Genomic DNA, 17,632 nt, shown 5'->3' with positions numbered 1-17,632 from the left:
TGTTTGAGCGTTAAATGGCCGAACAAGTGACAAGCCAGGGTAAGCAACAGGCGGACAAATAACGGCCAAAAGAAGCGCGTTTGGTAGCCCTTCTTTTAGCGGGGGAATTAGTCGATCAGGGATACACTTTTTCTTTGTATTCGCAGAGATCTTCAATGATGCAGGAGCCGCAGCGAGGCTTACGGGCAATGCAGGTATAACGCCCGTGCAGAATCAGCCAGTGGTGGCAGTCAACCTTAAATTCGGCAGGAACCACTTTGAGCAGTTTCTCCTCAACCTGCTCGACATTTTTGCCGGGTGCGAAGTTGGTGCGGTTAGATACGCGGAAGATATGCGTGTCGACAGCGATAGTCGGCCAGCCAAATGCCGTATTTAGCACAACGTTCGCGGTTTTTCGACCTACACCGGGTAACGCCTCAAGCGCCGCGCGATCTTCCGGCACTTCGCCACCGTGCTGTTCCAGCAGGATCCGGCAGGTCTTAATCACGTTCTCCGCTTTGCTGTTAAACAGGCCGATGGTTTTGATATAAGACTTCACGCCTTCCACGCCCAGTTCCAGCATGGCCTTCGGCGTATTGGCAACAGGATAGAGCAGGGCGGTGGCTTTATTGACGCTTACATCGGTAGCTTGTGCAGAGAGCAGCACGGCGATCAGCAGCTCAAACGGGGAGTTAAAGTTCAACTCTGTCGTCGGGTGTGGGTTCTCGTCCCTCAGACGAGTCAGGATCGCAATGCGCTTTTCTTTATTCATGAGGCCTTCTCGGGTATCCCTTCCTGGACGCTGCGCTCTGCCGCGCGGCGCTTACGTTTCTCATCAATCAGGTATTTTATCGCCAGCATCATGCCGAGGCCAATAAATGCGCCTGGCGGCAGCATGGCCAGCAGAAATGGCGTGTCGGTGTGGAACACTTCAATGCGCAGCGCCCTGGCCCAGCCGCCCAGCAGCGCGTCTGCACCGTCAAACAGCGTACCGTTGCCGAGGATTTCACGTATTGAGCCCAGCACAAACATGGCTCCCGTGGCGCCCATACCAATTGAAAAACCATCCAGCGCCGACATGGCCGGACTGTTTTTCACCGCGAAGGCTTCCGCGCGTCCAACCACGATACAGTTGGTGACGATAAGCGGAATAAAGATGCCCAGCGACTGATACAGACCGAATGCGTAAGCGTTAATCAGCATCTGGACGATACTCACGACCGAGGCAATGATCATGACGTAAATTGGAATACGGATTTCCGACGGCGTCCAGCGGCGCAGGGCTGAGATGGAGAGGTTGGTCAGGGTCAGTACCAGCGTGGTCGCCAGACCCAGACCAAGCGCGTTGGTGGCGGTGGAGGTGACCGCCAGCAATGGACACATTCCCAGAAGCTGTACCAGCGCGGAGTTGTTCTTCCACAACCCCTGGACAATAACTTCTTTAACCTGGCTCATGATTACTCCTCACAGGCCGGAAGATTGTTGATGTGCGCGGGCAGCGTTTCAGCATACAGCCCGGCTCGTTTTACGGCGTTAACCACGGCGCGTGGGGTGATGGTCGCCCCGGTGAACTGGTCGAACTCGCCGCCATCTTTCTTCACCGCAAAGGCAGTATCTCCTTCGCCATGAATCACTTTACCGGCAAAATGCAAAATCCAGTCGCTCAGACGGGTTTCAATTTTATCGCCAAGGCCCGGCGTCTCATGATGTTCCGTTACGCGGGTGCCCAGTATCGTACCGGAGAAATCGCTGCCAACGAGCAGTTGAATGGCACCGGAATAGCCATCGGGGGCGGTCGCTTCCATCACCGCGCCCACCGGTTTATCCCCTTTACGGGCGATAAAGACGCGATGTGCGCCTTTGCCTAACTGCGGCGCCTGGACGATGAAACAGCTTTGCTGCAGGTCATTATCGTAGAAATCAGACGGGATCACCTGATCGAACAGCGCTTTTTGCTGCTTCGAAGCCTGTTCTTCGATGGTCGTTTTGGTCAACGAATTCACCAGTGCCGTCAGCCCAGTCAGGATCGCGGCGAAGACAGCCAGCGTAACGCCGTGTTTTTGCATTGTTTTCAACATGGCGAAACCCTTAACGATGTCCGTACACGCGCGGACGCGTGTAATAGTCGATGAGCGGAACGGTAATGTTGGCGAGCAGGACGGCAAATGCCACACCATCCGGATAGCCACCAAAGCTGCGGATCAACCATACCAGCAACCCAGCCAGCGCACCGAAGATCAAGCGGCCACGGTTGGTCGTTGACGCGGTAACCGGATCCGTCAGGATAAAGAATGCGCCTAACATGGTCGCGCCGGAGAGCAAATGCAACTGCGGGCTGGCCAGTGACTCGGGGGAGAACACCCAGCCCAGCGTGGCACAAACCGCCAGCGTCACGAGGAAGCTGACCGGGATATGCCAGCGAATGGCTTTTTGTTGCAGCAGGAACAGACCGCCCAGCAGATACGCCAGGTTAACCCACTGCCAGCCTGCGCCTGCCAGCACGCCACTGTAGATGGCTGATTTCATAATCTGTTCAACGCTGTGGCCCGCGTGCAGGGACGTTTTAAACGTATCGAGAGGCGTCGCCTGGCTGATACCATCCACGCCCATACGCAGCGTGTTCATATCAGCGCCGAGTGCGGTATGGCCGGTAAAGATCACGTGCAGGGCATCCATAAAGCCCGGAACCGTTGCCGCAATCTCATGCGGTGGCAACCAGCTTGTCATCTGTACCGGGAAGGAGATCAGCAGCACCACGTAGCCGATCATTGCCGGGTTAAACGGGTTATGGCCGAGCCCACCATACAGTTGTTTGGCAATTATCACTGCGAAGACGGTACCGAGTACCACCATCCACCATGGGGCAAACGGTGGAATACTGATGGCCAGCAGCAGGCCGGTCAGTAGCGCGGAGTTGTCGGCAAGGATGCGGGAAACGACCATCTTGCGCAGTTTAAGCACCAGGGCTTCAGCGGCTAAGGCGCTGACACAGCCCAGGACTATCTGGAACAGGGTTCCCCAGCCGAAAAACCAGCACTGAACGGCAATGCCCGGCAGCGCGGCCAGGCAGACCAGCATCATAATGCGCGATGTCTGGCGCTGGTTGTGGGTGTAAGGGGAACTTGCGATTCTGAAAACCATTTAATCCTCGTTAACTGCTTGCTGTGCGGCTTTCTTCGCCTGAACGCGCGCGATGGCAGCGGCGACGGCAGCTTTACGCGGGTCGTCATTTGCGGCCTGCGGTTGCTCTTCCTGCTGCGCCGCTTTACGGGCTTTGGCGCGGGCTATTGCTGCTTCAACGGCGGCTTTGCGCGGGTCGACCGGCGTTTCGGGTTCGGTAGTTTGCGTCTGTTGTGCTGTCTTACGGGCTTTGGCACGGGCTATTGCCGCTTCGACGGCAGCTTTGCGTGGATCCACGGCCTCTTTCTCGACCACCACGTTTTGCTCACCGGCTTTACGGGCTTTGGCGCGGGCAATTGCCGCTTCAACGGCGGCTTTACGTGGATCAACCTCAACTTCAGCCTGAGCTGTTTGTGCTTTTTCAGCCTGACGGGCGCGAGCCGCTGCTTTACGCGCTTCGCGGGCCGCAATCGCTTCGCTATTATCCGGTTTCTCACCCGCCGGGATCACCACGGTTTGGGCTGCGGTCGCTTTTTTCTCGCGAACGCGCGCCAGTGCCGCGTTAATGGCATCCTGATCTTTCTCACCTGGCTGAACAGCAGCCTGCTTATGGCGTTCCTGACGAGCCGCTTTTTCGCGCTCCAGTCGAGCCTGGCGCGCTTCAAAGCGGGCTTTTGCTTCGGCTGCACGTTTTTCTTCCATTGAGATGGCATAAATTTCAGCCTTCTCCTGGCGGAAATACTGCACCAGTGGAATGTTACTTGGGCAAACCCAGGCGCAGGCTCCGCATTCAATACAGTCAGCCAGATTATGGGCTTGTGCTTTGTCGTGCAGTTGGCCTTTACTGTACCAGTACAACTGCTGCGGAAGCAGGTCCGCCGGGCAAGCGTCGGCACAGGCACTACAGCGGATACAACCTTTCTCCTCCTGCTCTTTGCCCATTTCGATTGGGGAAGGCGCAAGCAGGCAGTTCGTGATTTTGACCACCGGGACATCCAGCCACGGCAGGGTAAAGCCCATCAGTGGGCCGCCCATGATCACCATCTGGTCGCTGCCAGGGCAAAACTCAGCCTGTTCCAGCAGGTGACGAACCGGCGTTCCCAGTCGCGCCCAGACGTTCCCCGGACGCGAGACAGACTCTCCGGTCAGCGTTACCACGCGCTCGGTCAACGGCTCGCCGTCAATCACCGCGCGCTTCACCGCATAGGCGGTCCCGACGTTTTGCATCAGCACACCGATATCTGAGGAGCGTCCACCGTGTGGCACTTGTTTACCGGTAAGAATCTGCGTCAGCTGTTTTGCGCCACCAGAAGGGTACTTGGTTGGAATGACGCGCAGGGCGATATCATGGCTACCGGCCAGTACGGCGCGCAGCATTGAGATGGCCTGTGGTTTATTGTCTTCAATACCAATCAGTACTTCTTTCGGCTGCAGAATGTGCGCGAGAATGCGAATACCTTCCACCACCTGGGCGGCGCAATCCTGCATCAGACGATCGTCTGCGGTAATATACGGCTCGCATTCAGCGGCATTGATAATCAGCGTCTGTATTTTATCGCCACCGCCACGCAGTTTGACACCGGTAGGGAAGCCTGCGCCGCCCAGTCCGGCAACACCGAACTGATGAATACGCTCGATGAGCGCGTCGCGACTCCGGTTGCGGTAGTCGCCCCAGCCGTCACGCTCGATCCAGCGATCTTCACCGTCGGCTTCAATAATGACGCTGAGTTCTGAAAGTGCTGACGGGTGAGCCACCGTATGCGGGGCAATCGCCACCACTTTACCGGACGTTGGCGCGTGTACAGGCAGCATTCGTCCCCGGCCAAAGGTCAGCGGCTGGCCGCGAAGAACCGTATCGCCTTCTTTCACACACAGCTCGCCCTCCGCGCCAATATGCTGCTTGAGCGGCATAACGTAGCGCGTCGCCAGCGGAATTTGACGCAGTGGGGTGCCGTTGGACTGGGTTTTCATCTCCGGCGGATGAATACCGCCGTCAAACTCCCAGATCTTCTCTTTTCTGAAAGCAGAAAATAACTTAAGCATGTTGTTCCACAGGAATGTTGCGAACCGGAATGGTTTGAAGATCCCACTTCCAGCTTTCGGTAGTCGTTTCAACCGGGCGCAGTTCAATACATTGCGTCGGGCATGGCGCTACGCAGAGGTTGCAGCCAGTACACAGATCAGCGACGACAGTGTGCATGGCGCGGGTTGCGCCAACGATGGCATCTACAGGGCAGGCCTGAATACATTTGGTACAGCCGATGCAGTTCGCTTCGTCGATCACAGCAAGGGCGCGAACCGGCTCCTGGACGTCCGCATCGCCATCAATCGGCTGCGGGTCAACGTTCAGCAGAGCCGCAATTTTCAGCATTACCGCCTCACCACCCGGTGCACAGCGGTTAATTTTTTCACCCTGAATCCCTACCGCTTCGGCATAGGGGCGGCAACCGGGATAGCCACACTGTCCACATTGGCTTTGTGGAAGAAGCTCATCAATTTTTTCAACAACAGGATCGTCCTCTACCGCAAAACGGCGGGAGGCGTAACCCAGGATAAGGCCAAACACCAACCCCAGGACGCTGATAGAGGCGATGGCAATCCAGATAGCATTCATTACAACTTCACCAGACCACTAAAGCCCATAAAGGCCAAAGACATTAAACCTGCGGTCACCAGCGCAATCGCGTTACCGCGAAACGGCGCAGGGATATCCGCTGCGGCGAGGCGCTCACGAATAGAGGCGAACAGCACCATCACCAGAGAAAAACCGACGGCCGCAGAAAAACCATACAGTGCCGATTGCATAAAGTTATGCCCAAGGTTGATGTTCAGCAGCGCTACGCCGAGCACGGCGCAGTTGGTGGTAATCAACGGCAGGAAAATCCCCAGCAGGCGATAGAGCGCCGGACTGGTTTTGCGTACCACCATTTCGGTAAATTGCACAACCACTGCAATAACCAGAATAAAGGCCAGCGTACGGAGATAGGTTAACCCCAACGGGATAAGGATCCAGGTATCAATCCACCACGCGCAAATAGACGCCAGCGTCATGACAAAGGTGGTCGCCAGCCCCATGCCCATTGCAGTTTCCAGTTTTTTGGAAACGCCCATAAATGGACATAGGCCAAGGAACTTCACCAGGACGAAGTTGTTAACCAGCACTGTGCCGACAAAGAGCAGTAAGTAATCGGTCATTATTTAGCCTGAAATAAAAAAGCCGCCTATTATCGGATAAACCAACGCAGGCGACAACAGGTTATCTGTAAGGTTATTACGGGTTCACAAAGGTGTTTTTCACCCGTGTCGAACGCTTAAAATAGGGCACCAGCAGCGCAGCGGCCAGTAAAGGGAAAAGTAGCTGGCGGACGGCCAGGGCGTCAGAAACCGGCGAAAAAGCAAAAGCTTTTACCGCCAGCAGGACCGAAATCAGCAGCCAGATAATGTAATGCTTAGGCACACTTTTACGGCGCTTAAAGAAAGCGATGGTCAGCCACAGCGTGTAGTACCACATCCCTATCGCGAAAACGAACGATACAAACCACATCGCAATATTAAGCACACTTTGCGACATCAGCGTCTGGATGGCATGCGGGGTAATCAGTGCGGTGGTATAAAGCAGCAGCGCAAGTGATGCGCTTAATAAGGCAACCAGCAGCCATGCCAGTGGGGCGATTAACCAGCCTCCAATGCGTTCTCCAGGCGTTGCGGTCATAAACTCTCCCATAATCTGCGCGAAATGTTGTACAGCCAGTTTGCAGGGCGGAGAGTATATAACATTTCGCGCTGATGGCTACTTTCTTATAAAACGTAACGCCAGACAGACTTAGGCACTTCACCCACATTGAACAAACGGCCTCCGGAGACCAGTTCCGCACGGCGATGGTCAGCGGCACGATACATGTTGATGATTTCCTGATTATCCGACAGGGTGTAGTTCAGATGGTCAAACAGTTTTTCCAGGCTTTCAAGCGAATTGATCTTGCGAAATTTTAATAAATAGTCCTGAACTGTCATATTAATAATTTTCCATATAAAAGTGAGTAATACCAGTTAAGGTAATTCGTTCGAATAATAAACGGATTAATAAAGACGTAAACAGCCCACTCAGGTAATGCGACTAAATTAGGAGTTTTCTTTGCTGAAAGTTTCAGGCATCAAATGATGCCTGGAAGAGAAGGTTAACCGTGTTCACCAGGGCTGGCAATACGTAACTGACATATTGTGTCACTCTTTATTGCAGTAACCGGTTACTTAGGTTGGGCGACTGTGACAGGCTCCGGCGGCTGGTAGTTATCGATATGGCTGGCAACGCCAAGCAAAATGACCGATACCCCAAGAACAATCCATCCCGCTAATTCAATGATTCGATTAATAATTGACGTCATGATTCGTAGTTGTAATTTATCCATAAATACAGGGAGCAGATGTTACAGCGGCGTTTCCCCGGCGGCAAGTGCTTTGGGAACGGTTCCCTTAAACAAAATCAGGTGGTTAATACTATGTAACAAAAACAACCCATACAACCTGCTATTTTAAGTCATATGGCACATTATTAATCTGTGGTAATGCCAGGCTAGCCAGTGTGAAATAAGAACGCCATAAAAGAGGATGACACTATGAGTGATAATATCCGCGTCGGGCTTATTGGTTATGGATATGCGGGAAAAACGTTTCATGCGCCTTTGATCGCCGGGACGCCCGGAATGGCGCTGGCTGCCGTATCCAGTAGTGATGCAACTAAAGTCCATGCCGACTGGCCTTCCGTGCCGGTTGTCTCTGAACCTAAACATCTTTTTAACGATCCGAATATTGATTTAATTATCATCCCCACGCCAAACGACACGCACTTTCCGCTGGCAAAGGCGGCGCTGGAAGCCGGCAAGCACGTGGTCGTTGATAAACCCTTTACCGTGACGTTGTCACAAGCACGCGAGCTTGATGCGTTGGCAAAGAGCCTGGGCAGGTTACTTTCGGTATTCCATAACCGTCGCTGGGACAGCGATTTTCTGACCGTAAAAAGGCTTCTCAGCGAAGGTACGTTGGGGGAGATCCTCTTTTTTGAATCGCATTTTGACCGTTTTCGCCCGCAGGTACGAAACCGCTGGCGCGAGCAGGCCGGTCCGGGTAGCGGCATCTGGTACGATCTGGCCCCGCATCTTCTGGATCAGGCCGTGAATCTGTTTGGCCTGCCGGTGAGTATGACGGTCGATCTGGCACAGCTCAGGCCTGGCGCGCAGACAACGGATTATTTCCATGCGGTTTTGAGTTACCCACAGCGTCGAATTGTGCTCCACGGGACGATGGTGGCGGCCGCAGAACCCGCGCGTTATATCATTCACGGTACGCGCGGTAGCTATGTGAAGTTTGGTCTCGACCCGCAGGAAGATCGCTTAAAAAACGGAGAACGTTTGCCGCAGGAAGACTGGGGCTATGATATGCGAGACGGTGTCGTGACGCGGGTTGAAGGTGAGGAACTGGTGGAGGAAACCTTGCTGACTATTCCAGGTAACTACCCGGCTTATTATGCAGCTATCCGCGATGCGCTGAACGGAACGGGGGAAAATCCGGTTCCGGCCAGCCAGGCCATTCAGATTATGGAGCTGATTGAGCTGGGCATCGAATCAGCCAAACATCGCGCCACGCTCTGTCTGGCATAAGGTACAGGTATTTTGTAGGCCGGGTAAGGCGCAGCCGCCACCCGGCAAAAAGGCTTACGCGGATGCCACCTTATCCCGCAGCGCCTGCTTCTGTTCAGGCGTCAGGAAGGCGATCTCCAGGCCGTTGATCTGCGCCTGACGAATTTGCTCGCGGCTCAGACCCGCCTGAGGTGCAGCAATGTTGTATTCGTGAATAATATCCACCCCCTGAACCGCCGGATCGTCAGTGTTCAGTGAGGCCAGCACACCGTGCTCAAGGAACGTTTTCAGCGGGTGCTGTGCCAGCGTTGACACGGTGCTGGTCTGAATATTAGACGTCAGGCAAGACTCAATTCCGATGCGCTGTTCCGCCAGGAAATCCATCAGAGCGCGATCTTCTACCGCTTTTACGCCGTGGCCGATACGCTCGGCGCCCAGCTCGCGGATGGCCTGCCAGATGCTTTCCGGACCTGCCGCTTCACCTGCATGAACGGTAATGTGCCACCCGGCGTCACGCGCGCGGTTGAAATGGGACAGGAACAGACTGCCCGGGAAGCCCAGCTCATCACCGGCGAGGTCGACCGCAGTGATGGCATCGCGATGCGCCAGCAGCGCTTCCAGTTCCTGCAGGCAGGCTGCCTCACCGAACGTACGGCTCATGATGCCAATCAGACGGGCCTGGACATCAAACGTTTTACAGCCTTCGCGGACGCCTTCAATGACGGCTTCCACTACGCCTGCAACGGGCAGGTTGTGGGTCATCGCCATATAGCCTGGCGAGAAACGCAGTTCGACGTAATGCAGACCGTTACGGGCGGCATCTTCGATGTTCTCGAACGCCACGCGGCGGCAGGCATCCAGCGAGGCCAGCATCTTCACGCCCCAGTCGAGTTTGCTCAGGAAGCTGACCAGATCCGGTTCATTAGAGGTGACCTGAACATGAGGGATCAAGGACTCAAGTGTCTGAGCAGGAAGCGTTAAATTGAACTGGCGGCCAAGATCGAGGATGGTTTGGGCACGAATGTTACCGTCAAGGTGACGATGAATATCAGTTAATGGCAGGCGTGTATCAATCATGGTCGCACTCTTTTCTGGTTAAAGTGCGCCATATTATAAAAACAAAACGAGGTAAAAAGCTATTTGCGCAATGGAATATTCCGTTGCGCAAATGAATTACAGTAGCGTGTTAATCCCGGCGATAAGGCGTTGAACCCCTTGTTCCAGCTTGCTGCGCGGGCAGCCAGCATTCAGGCGCACGAAGCCATTTCCCTCTTTGCCGTAGGTATTTCCTGGCATGATGGCGACTTTTTGCTTCTCGATCAGCACTTTTTGCAGCGCCCGGTCGTCAATGTTCAGTGGGCGCAGGTCAATCCAGGCCAGATAGGTCGCTTCTGGCGGCTGCCAGTTCAGTTTCGGAAAAGCGCTGTTTATTTCCTGCGCGATATACGACAAATTTTCTTCCAGATAACGCCGCAAGGCATCCAGCCACGGCTCTCCCTGCTGATAGGCGGCGATATGTGCCGTCAGTGCCAGCACGGAAGGGGAAGAGAGTCCGTCCCGGCCTTTCAACGCGCTAAGATAACCGTTACGGCTTTCTTCATCACCAATCAGGCCGTAAGCGCCGGTCAACGCCGGAATATTGAAACTTTTCGAACCGGAGGTGAGAAGCGCCCATTTGCCCCGTGCTACCGCGTTCCACGGCGTGTGACGACGATCTCCCCACACCATGTCCATATGTATTTCATCGCTGATCACCGCCACGTCATAGCGTGCGCACAGTTCCGCCATGTGGGTCAACTCATCCCGCGTCCAGACCTTGCCGGTCGGGTTTTGCGGGCTGCACAGCAGCAAAATTTTGTTTTCAGATTTTGCAAGGGCCGCTTCCAGCGCAGCCATATTTCCCTGCCAGCCTGCGGCATGCTTTTCCATCTCGACGGGCACCACCTGACGAGCATTGCCTTCAATGGTTTTGTAAAACGCATCGTATGCCGGGGTGTGTACCACCACGCCGTCGCCGGGGTTTGACCAGAGACGAATCAATTCAGAGACCATATAAATGACGGAAGGACCATAAACGACGGTTTCCGTATCAATCTGGCTATTAAACCGCTGCTGGAACCAGTGCGCGACGGCTGCCAGGAACTCCTCGTTCTTCCAGCGGCTATAGCCAAACACGCCGTGATGAATGCGCTGTTGCAGCGCATCGGTAATGCAGGGGGCGGTGGCGAAATCCATATCCGAGATAGTGAAGGGCAGCAAATCGGCCGCGCCAAAACGGTCGGCGACGTAATCCCACTGTGTACACCAGGTGCCGTGACGATCCACGACGGTAGAAAAATCAAACATGACGTACGTCCTTAAAGTAAAACCCCCTCATGGTGAGGGGGCTGAGGCATCAGGCTTCGACAGTTCGCATCAGGGTCGCCAGCTCATCTTTCACTGACTGTACCTGTGGGCCGATAACCACCTGCAAATTGTGCTGATTTAGTTGCACCACGCCGATGGCCCGGTTGGCTTTCAGGGCGTTGGTGTCTACTTTCGACATATCCGCCACTGACAGACGCAGACGGGTAATGCAGTTATCCAGAGAGGTGATGTTATCCGCACCGCCCAGCGCCGCCAGAATAGCAGGGGTGTTATAGCCGGATTTACCCAAGGTCCCGGCAACAGCCTGCTCAACATTGCTCGCTGTATCGGTATCACGACCTGGCGTTTTCAGATTAAAGCGGGTGATGGCGAAGCGGAAGATACCGTAATACACCGCGAACCAGATAGCCGCCACGACCGGCACCAGATACCACTTGGTGGACAGGCCGTGCAGAATACCGAACACCACGAAGTCGATCACGTTGCCGTCGGTGTTGCCGATGGTAACGCCCAGTACCGCCATCACGGTAAAGCCCAGACCGGTCAGCACGGCGTGGATGAGATACAGTACCGGTGCGACGAACAGGAACAGGAATTCGATTGGCTCAGTGGTACCGCCTACCACGCAGGCGATCACGCCGGAAATCAGCAGGCCTTTAATTTTATGACGATTCTCCGGGCGTGCACAGTGGTACATTGCCAGCGCAGCGCCAGGAAGGCCGCCGAGGAAGGCAGGCATTTTCCCCTGAGACAGGAAGCGGGTTGCGCTTTCGGAGAAGCCGTGCGTAGTTGGGCAGCTTAATTGTGCCTGGAAGATAGTCAGTGCACCGCTCACATCGTGACCGCACACCTCCATGGTACCACCCGCTTCGGTGAAGCGAATCAGAGCCACGAGGATATGTTGCAGGCCAAACGGCAGCAGCAGGCGTTCACCGGTACCGAAGATCATCGGTCCAAAATCTCCCGCGCCGTTAATGATGCGCCCAATGCCGTTGATACCCATCGCAAAGACTGGCCAGATCAGCGGAATGATCAAACCAAACAGACCCATTACCACCAGGGTAACAATCGGCACAAAGCGGGTACCACCGAAGAACGCCAGCGCATCCGGCAGACGGATATTGTGGAAGCGTTCGTGCAACATCCAGATGATCACCCCGGCGATCACCGCACCGAGGATCCCGGTATCAATAGACTGGATACCAATCACGCTCTGAATGTTGTTAGCTTTCAGCACCGCAGCGTCGGTGGTAGGCAGAATGCCTTTCGCGGTCAGCCAGAAGTTAACGGCCAGGTTCATCACCGCGTAACCCACAAAACCGGCAAACGCGGCCACGCCTTTATTCTCGCGCGCCAGACCCAGCGGGATAGCAATACAGAACATCACGGGCAGGAAACTGAAGGCAAAGGAGCCGACCTTACTCATCCAGATAAAGATCGCCTGCAGCACTGGCGCGCCGAGGAACGGGATCAGCGTGATGACGTCTTTACTGCTGAGTGAACTGCCGATCCCGAGCATGATCCCGCAGAACGAGAGGAGTGCCACGGGCAGCATAAAGGTTTTACCCAGTTGCTGGAAAAACTCCCACAGCGATATTTTTTGTGCTGCTTTCGCCGTCATAAAACGACTCCTTTATTGTTAAAATCAGTTTATCTGCTTCAATGCTGCGAGAAGATAAAACGTTTTATCAAAGTTTAGTGCGCGCTAAATCACATTCTCAGGCTTTGACTGGTAGTATAAAGATAACGTATTGATAAAACGTTTTACCGATCTCATTTCAGGGAGTCACGCCGACACATGGCTGTAGCGAAAAAAATCACCATCAACGATGTTGCGCTGGCGGCGGGTGTTTCCGTCAGCACCGTTTCTCTGGTGCTTAGCGGGAAAGGGCGGATCTCTCCTGCGACCGGCCAGCGGGTGAACGAGGCGGTTGAACAACTGGGCTTTGTGCGCAACCGCCAGGCATCGGCGCTGCGCGGTGGGCAAAGCGGGGTGATCGGTTTGATTGTTCGTGACCTGACGTCTCCCTTCTATGCAGAACTGACCGCAGGGTTAACCGAGGCGCTTGAAGCGCAGGGACGGATGGTCTTTCTGCTGCACGGCGGTCGTGAGGCCGATCAGCTGCTTTCCCGCCTGGATATGTTGCTTAACCAGGGGGTCGACGGGGTGATCGTCGCCGGTGCGTCAGGCGTGGGTAGCGAGCTGTGTGAACGTGCCGCCGAAAAAGGCGTGCCTTTGGTGTTTGCCTCGCGCGCCAGTTACCTGGATGAGGCTGATACGCTGCGCCCGGATAACATGCAGGCCGCACAAATGTTAACCGAACATCTTATTCGTCGCGGTCATCAGCGCATTGCCTGGCTCGGTGGCAAAAGTTCGTCCCTGACCCGGGCCGAGCGGGTAGGCGGCTACTGCGCGACGCTGATTAAATACGGCCTGCCATTCCACAGTGAATGGGTCGTTGAGTGCGAATCCAGCCAGAAGAAAGCGGCGGAAGCGATAAGCGCGTTGTTGCGCAGCAGCCCGACGATCAGCGCCGTGATTTGCTATAACGACGTGATTGCCATGGGAGCCTGGTTTGGGCTGATCCGCGCCGGGCGTCAGAGCGGCGAGGGCGGGGTAGAAACCTTCTTCGGCCATCAGGTGGCGCTCGGGGCATTTGCCGACGTCGGCGAAAACGCGCTGGACGATCTTCCAATCGTCTGGGCCACGACGCCCGCGCGGGAGATGGGCTACACGCTGGCAGACAGGATCATGCAGCGCATCGAGAATACGGATGTCCAGGCCGGGCACCAGATTGTGGCGGCGCGGTTGGTGACGGTGAAATAATCTCCGCTGCACATCGCCCGGCGGCGCTGCGCTTGCACGGGCCTACAACGACTCTGAATCGTAGGCCGGGTTAGGCGTAGCCGCCACCCGGCTAAAAGATTGTACAATCTCAAACACTCATTGGTTTAATCACTAATATGATTAATTTTTAGAACGTTCATTTATGGTGAAATTATTATTTTTCTGTGTTCGCCAAATGTGCTCTTTCGTATACGTGCTAAAGGATACTTTTGAACAAGTTTTGTAAAATCCACATCATTGTCATTAAAATGAGGGCCCAGAATTATCGACTTAACTTCTAACGGGTGAAAACCATAGTCACTGTAGTGTCCAGAATTAGCTGTTTTCGAATAGGTTGATATTCTCCATTCTTTTTCGTATGCCCAATCTTCTGTTTTGATAAATGTGATTTCATTGTTGATATAGTTAATTGATTGACTGTCTGGTAAGAAAAGTAAATCTGCCATACCCTCAGCAGTATAAGTTAAAGGCATTTCATTTGTATAATTTATTGGCTTTGCTATTAACCATGCACTATCAAGTTCATCAATGCATTCAAATTCAATAACAACACCTTTGTATCCGTCAGCATAATGATTCCACATTGGTGGGATTGTTGCACTTTCGGATAGGCATAGAATTCTTCTATCATTGAGCATACCTCGCCACATATTTTTCATATCTTCTATAGCAATAGATGCTCCTGGCCCAACAGGAGGATTAATTTCAATTTCATGAAATTTTTCCGCTAAACCTGGAGGGATGCCGTAGGGGAAAAGTTTTTTATAAATTTCTAGAAGCGCCCTTATTCTTGGGTTCAAATTTACAAGATCCTGTCTTGGGTTAAGCAATTCCTGCTTCAGTTTTTGCGCTAATGCTTTACCTAGAGAAATTTCGTTGATATTTTTCATTACCTCTCGAGGTACATCAAATGGGTCATTAAATATTATTGGTGAACTCCACCTTAGACTGCAATTTTCGAGAACAATTTTGGCAGTATTTGCTGGCATATATTTATAAAACATTTGTCGCTCATGTGTTCTGTATGGTTTTCGCATAATTCGTCTCGAAAAATTAGTTGGTTGTGATTGCCAATAATTATAGTAACCAAACAGGCTGCCTAAATCTAGGTATTGAGAATATTATATCATTTCATATTTAGAATTCGAATGATTCCAAGTGTGCATTTTGGAATGCCTCTCGCATTTTTGATTAAAAAATAAAGGAAAAAAGAAGGGCCAATTTCTTTTTTTTGTAGTATCCATTAGAGTTCCTCCACTGCGGCAAATTCCGCAGTCAGGCGTGGAAACCTGAACCATCACACGACGACACAGTTTTAGTGTCGGGGCAGCGCATATCCTTGTAAAATCAACGGTGGCGCTGATAGGGCAGTCGAAAGACTGGCTGAAGACCGTGTGATTCAGTTTCCACCCCTGTCAGCGCCGCCACCCTCTGAGCGTGGAAACTTAGACGGTGGCCTTAAAACATCACACGGAGGCTGCCATATGGCTACGATCCCAACTCTTGCTAACCCTCAATCCACTGACAGTATTGCCTGCCAACTTCTTGACCTGCCGATATCCTCAACGCTGGATCTCTTCGAACTGACGGATTGCTGCTGCGCTTTTGTTAATGTGCTGCTGGAAACCCACGACAAAGCAGAGCGCTTAGCGTTGTGTGGCCGTCTTGCTTTTACTCTCGATGAGATAAAAAACCGATGCGATGAAGATTTACCTCTTCATCTGGTAGAGCAACTGAGCACCGAGTCACCTGCACAATCCTGCGTTCCGTATTGCTGGCAAGATACTGCGATGCTGGTGGGATATGCTCAGGCAGTTAATCAGGCCCTGTTGAGTCAGACTCTGGCAAGTGCTGTCTCGCAAGAACTTGCTGGCTTATTGCATGACCTGGTTTATCTCCTGGCTGACTTTGTCAGAGAACCTTACCTGCCGCACTGAGGTCACGCCCGGCGGCGCTGCGCTTGCACGGGCCTACAACGGATTGGAATCGTAGGCCGTGTAAGCGTCAGCGTCACCCGGCAATAAAAAACCCCTCATGCGAGGGGTTTTGACGTTTACTGCTGCGGTGCAGCCGGTTCGGCTGGCGCTGCCGGTTCAGCCGGGTCCGGCATCCCCAGAGCCGGCATACCAAACATGCCGACGAAGTCTTCCAGCGGCATTTTATCGCCGTTGAGCGTGACCTGGCCGTTGGCGTACTGCAGGCTGGTGGAAATCGTGTTGTTCTCCACCTTGGTGATGCGGAACATCTGGCCCATCGCCGCCAGGCCTTTCACCTGCTGGTTCGCCAGCTTGCCGGCGTCTTCATCACCGTAGCCTTCCAGTTTCGCAATTTGGGTCATAAACTCGGTTGCCATCTCCATAGGGATGGTCAGCTTGCTGTCGAGCGACTTCACGCTGCGATCCACTTCCTGTGCCAGCGTTTGCGGTTCACCCGTGGCGGTTGCCGGATCTTTCAGGAAAAGAGACAGGTTGAAGTTGGTTTCACCTTTGCTGTTTTTCCAGCTCAGCGGTGCAACGGTTATCACCGGCTCGCCTTTCAGCAGGATCGGCAGGTTATTGAACAGCACCGCTATCGCCTGCTGCTGATATACCTCAGGGTTCTGCTGCAGTGCGGTATCGGTCAGCAGCGCCTGGCTCTCTTTGCTGTATTTCTGGCTAAACTCATGCCACGCCTGACCGTCAATATTGCCGATCTTCAGAGAGAGTTTGCCGGTTCCCAGATCCTGATTCTGCACTTTCAGGCTCTTCAGCGTGTAGTCCAGTTGAGTATTGATACTCTTACCGTCTTTGGAAACGTCGGATTTGCCGTTGACGTCCATGCCTTCCAGCACGGCCATCTCTTTTCCTTCAACCGCAATGGCAACCTTATCGAGAGACAGTTTTTGATCGCCGATACGCTCTTTAAAATCGGTCATTCGGCTATTGCCGTCGGCTTTCAGATTATTGAAGGTGAGCTGAACTTTCTGGTTGTATTCATTGACGGCATTGACCAGACCACTTTCCGCTTCACCCGTCAGGGAGAACACGTTTCCGTCGCGGTCAGCATCAAGCTTGAAGTTACCGCCGCTGAAGGCGACTTTCTCATTCTCTTTCTCGTAGTTCAGCGCTTTCAGGGCAATATCGGAACTCGTGTCACCGGCATAGCTGATGCGGGTGTTAATCTCGAAAGGTGATTCATTCTTCGCCAGGTCGAACAGCGGTTTGGTCAGGTCGTTGTTCACCAGTACGGTGTGAACGGATGCCATCGACGGGATCAGGTTAAAGGACTTCAACTGCGCCAGAGGCAACGGACCGTGGCTGACCACTTCATCCAGCACCACACTCTGGCCCGATTTCAGCCAGCCGTTTTCAGTACCGGCAACCGGCTTCACCACAACCTGCATATGGCTGGTAAATACGCCGCGCTGATAATTCTGGTAGCTCAGCTCAAGACCTGCTTCCGGCGCGCTGCGTTTAAGCTCGCTGTTAGCCTGCGCCACCATCTCAGCCAGACGGCCTTCCAGCTGTTTCCCGGTAAACCAGGAGGCACCTGTCCAGACCACGCCTAACGCTACAATCACTCCAACCGCTACGACCGATTTTTTCATTGCGACTATCCCTAAAATGAAACCAGGCGGTAGACACCGCCCGGAGATATAAAGCCAGCAACTAGCTTAGCAAGAGTTGTTAAAAAATTCAGTAAG

At 53.6% G+C, this 17,632-nt stretch carries 18 protein-coding genes; 3 read left to right on the top strand and 15 right to left on the bottom strand.

Annotated elements, in window-relative coordinates; translation table 11 throughout:
- Window positions 1–115: 115 nt before the first annotated feature.
- The 10 genes from nth to blr all read right to left on the bottom strand — a co-directional run bounded on the left by nth (window position 116) and on the right by blr (window position 7,472).
- The gene (gene nth, locus AC0XWG_RS20225; protein ID WP_049006313.1) at window positions 116–751 is read right to left on the bottom strand and encodes an endonuclease III; all 636 of its coding nucleotides are present in this window, start codon (window positions 749–751) and stop codon (window positions 116–118) included.
- Complete coding sequence (locus tag AC0XWG_RS20220) at window positions 748–1,434, bottom strand: electron transport complex subunit E (RefSeq protein WP_128347957.1); 687 nt, start codon at window positions 1,432–1,434, stop codon at window positions 748–750. Before AC0XWG_RS20220 ends, nth begins: the two co-directional genes overlap by 4 nt.
- 2 nt (window positions 1,435–1,436) lie before the next feature.
- Window positions 1,437–2,057, bottom strand: a complete 621-nt coding sequence (rsxG, locus tag AC0XWG_RS20215; protein ID WP_475680988.1) for an electron transport complex subunit RsxG — start codon at window positions 2,055–2,057, stop codon at window positions 1,437–1,439.
- A 10-nt stretch (window positions 2,058–2,067) separates the two neighbouring features.
- Window positions 2,068–3,120 carry an electron transport complex subunit RsxD gene (gene rsxD / locus AC0XWG_RS20210; protein WP_028017311.1) on the bottom strand — a complete coding sequence of 351 codons (1,053 nt, stop codon included), beginning with the start codon at window positions 3,118–3,120 and terminating at the stop codon, window positions 2,068–2,070.
- Complete coding sequence (rsxC, locus tag AC0XWG_RS20205) at window positions 3,121–5,142, bottom strand: electron transport complex subunit RsxC (protein WP_475680987.1); 2,022 nt, start codon at window positions 5,140–5,142, stop codon at window positions 3,121–3,123.
- Window positions 5,135–5,713 (bottom strand): electron transport complex subunit RsxB, encoded by a 579-nt coding sequence (gene rsxB / locus AC0XWG_RS20200; protein WP_028017313.1) that lies wholly within the window; start codon window positions 5,711–5,713, stop codon window positions 5,135–5,137. The genes rsxC and rsxB overlap by 8 nt, the downstream gene beginning before the upstream one ends.
- Entirely contained in the window at window positions 5,713–6,294 is a 582-nt protein-coding gene (gene rsxA, locus AC0XWG_RS20195; protein WP_008500564.1) for an electron transport complex subunit RsxA, read from the bottom strand. Before rsxA ends, rsxB begins: the two co-directional genes overlap by 1 nt.
- Before the next feature lie 76 nt (window positions 6,295–6,370).
- Window positions 6,371–6,811 (bottom strand): DUF2569 domain-containing protein, encoded by a 441-nt coding sequence (locus tag AC0XWG_RS20190; RefSeq protein ID WP_023311379.1) that lies wholly within the window; start codon window positions 6,809–6,811, stop codon window positions 6,371–6,373.
- Between the two features lie 86 nt (window positions 6,812–6,897).
- A complete protein-coding gene (gene ydgT, locus AC0XWG_RS20185; RefSeq protein WP_006174966.1) occupies window positions 6,898–7,113 on the bottom strand; it encodes a transcription modulator YdgT in 216 nt (71 codons plus the stop codon).
- A gap of 233 nt (window positions 7,114–7,346) precedes the next feature.
- On the bottom strand, window positions 7,347–7,472 hold the full coding sequence (blr, locus tag AC0XWG_RS20180) for a division septum protein Blr (protein WP_168112406.1): 126 nt from the start codon (window positions 7,470–7,472) through the stop codon (window positions 7,347–7,349).
- A gap of 243 nt (window positions 7,473–7,715) precedes the next feature.
- On the opposite strand from blr, the gene AC0XWG_RS20175 reads away from it, so the two are divergent.
- Entirely contained in the window at window positions 7,716–8,756 is a 1,041-nt protein-coding gene (locus AC0XWG_RS20175; RefSeq protein WP_128347953.1) for an oxidoreductase, read from the top strand.
- A gap of 54 nt (window positions 8,757–8,810) precedes the next feature.
- On the opposite strand, the gene add is transcribed toward AC0XWG_RS20175, so the two are convergent.
- The 3 genes from add to malX form a co-directional block, all read right to left on the bottom strand.
- Window positions 8,811–9,812, bottom strand: coding sequence for an adenosine deaminase (add, locus tag AC0XWG_RS20170; protein WP_128347952.1), 1,002 nt, complete (start codon window positions 9,810–9,812; stop codon window positions 8,811–8,813).
- Between the two features lie 96 nt (window positions 9,813–9,908).
- Window positions 9,909–11,081 (bottom strand): MalY/PatB family protein, encoded by a 1,173-nt coding sequence (locus tag AC0XWG_RS20165; RefSeq protein ID WP_128347951.1) that lies wholly within the window; start codon window positions 11,079–11,081, stop codon window positions 9,909–9,911.
- A 49-nt stretch (window positions 11,082–11,130) separates the two neighbouring features.
- Window positions 11,131–12,723, bottom strand: coding sequence for a maltose/glucose-specific PTS transporter subunit IIBC (gene malX / locus AC0XWG_RS20160; protein ID WP_475680986.1), 1,593 nt, complete (start codon window positions 12,721–12,723; stop codon window positions 11,131–11,133).
- Window positions 12,724–12,900: 177 nt separating this feature from the next.
- Between malX and AC0XWG_RS20155 the strand changes: the two genes are divergently transcribed.
- On the top strand, window positions 12,901–13,929 hold the full coding sequence (locus tag AC0XWG_RS20155) for a Mal regulon transcriptional regulator MalI (protein ID WP_049006298.1): 1,029 nt from the start codon (window positions 12,901–12,903) through the stop codon (window positions 13,927–13,929).
- Window positions 13,930–14,090: 161 nt separating this feature from the next.
- Here the strand turns inward: AC0XWG_RS20155 and AC0XWG_RS20150 are convergent, their stop codons facing one another.
- Window positions 14,091–14,954 carry a DUF2971 domain-containing protein gene (locus AC0XWG_RS20150; protein WP_241659979.1) on the bottom strand — a complete coding sequence of 288 codons (864 nt, stop codon included), beginning with the start codon at window positions 14,952–14,954 and terminating at the stop codon, window positions 14,091–14,093.
- 480 nt (window positions 14,955–15,434) lie between these two features.
- Between AC0XWG_RS20150 and AC0XWG_RS20145 the strand changes: the two genes are divergently transcribed.
- Window positions 15,435–15,887: a hypothetical protein gene (locus AC0XWG_RS20145; RefSeq protein ID WP_128347947.1), complete on the top strand. Its 453-nt coding sequence runs from the start codon at window positions 15,435–15,437 to the stop codon at window positions 15,885–15,887.
- Window positions 15,888–16,003: 116 nt separating this feature from the next.
- On the opposite strand, the gene AC0XWG_RS20140 is transcribed toward AC0XWG_RS20145, so the two are convergent.
- On the bottom strand, window positions 16,004–17,536 hold the full coding sequence (locus tag AC0XWG_RS20140; protein ID WP_108090044.1) for a YdgA family protein: 1,533 nt from the start codon (window positions 17,534–17,536) through the stop codon (window positions 16,004–16,006).
- Between the last annotated feature and the right edge of the window lie 96 nt (window positions 17,537–17,632).

The organism is Enterobacter sp. DVT3837, from assembly GCF_056238685.1.
The sequence above is the reverse complement of the archived record's forward strand: the minus strand, read 5'-3'. Positions and strand labels throughout refer to the sequence as shown.

Bases quoted from the DNA above. Each gene is read 5' to 3' on its own strand.
- nth (WP_049006313.1), bottom strand. From the start codon at position 751: ATGAATAAAGAAAAGCGCATTGCGATCCTGACTCGTCTGAGGGACGAG.
- AC0XWG_RS20220 (WP_128347957.1), bottom strand. From the start codon at position 1,434: ATGAGCCAGGTTAAAGAAGTTATTGTCCAGGGGTTGTGGAAGAACAAC.
- rsxG (WP_475680988.1), bottom strand. From the start codon at position 2,057: ATGTTGAAAACAATGCAAAAACACGGCGTTACGCTGGCTGTCTTCGCC.
- rsxD (WP_028017311.1), bottom strand. From the start codon at position 3,120: ATGGTTTTCAGAATCGCAAGTTCCCCTTACACCCACAACCAGCGCCAG.
- rsxC (WP_475680987.1), bottom strand. From the start codon at position 5,142: ATGCTTAAGTTATTTTCTGCTTTCAGAAAAGAGAAGATCTGGGAGTTT.
- rsxB (WP_028017313.1), bottom strand. From the start codon at position 5,713: ATGAATGCTATCTGGATTGCCATCGCCTCTATCAGCGTCCTGGGGTTG.
- rsxA (WP_008500564.1), bottom strand. From the start codon at position 6,294: ATGACCGATTACTTACTGCTCTTTGTCGGCACAGTGCTGGTTAACAAC.
- AC0XWG_RS20190 (WP_023311379.1), bottom strand. From the start codon at position 6,811: ATGACCGCAACGCCTGGAGAACGCATTGGAGGCTGGTTAATCGCCCCA.
- ydgT (WP_006174966.1), bottom strand. From the start codon at position 7,113: ATGACAGTTCAGGACTATTTATTAAAATTTCGCAAGATCAATTCGCTT.
- AC0XWG_RS20175 (WP_128347953.1), top strand. From the start codon at position 7,716: ATGAGTGATAATATCCGCGTCGGGCTTATTGGTTATGGATATGCGGGA.
- add (WP_128347952.1), bottom strand. From the start codon at position 9,812: ATGATTGATACACGCCTGCCATTAACTGATATTCATCGTCACCTTGAC.
- AC0XWG_RS20165 (WP_128347951.1), bottom strand. From the start codon at position 11,081: ATGTTTGATTTTTCTACCGTCGTGGATCGTCACGGCACCTGGTGTACA.
- malX (WP_475680986.1), bottom strand. From the start codon at position 12,723: ATGACGGCGAAAGCAGCACAAAAAATATCGCTGTGGGAGTTTTTCCAG.
- AC0XWG_RS20155 (WP_049006298.1), top strand. From the start codon at position 12,901: ATGGCTGTAGCGAAAAAAATCACCATCAACGATGTTGCGCTGGCGGCG.
- AC0XWG_RS20150 (WP_241659979.1), bottom strand. From the start codon at position 14,954: ATGTTTTATAAATATATGCCAGCAAATACTGCCAAAATTGTTCTCGAA.
- AC0XWG_RS20145 (WP_128347947.1), top strand. From the start codon at position 15,435: ATGGCTACGATCCCAACTCTTGCTAACCCTCAATCCACTGACAGTATT.
- AC0XWG_RS20140 (WP_108090044.1), bottom strand. From the start codon at position 17,536: ATGAAAAAATCGGTCGTAGCGGTTGGAGTGATTGTAGCGTTAGGCGTG.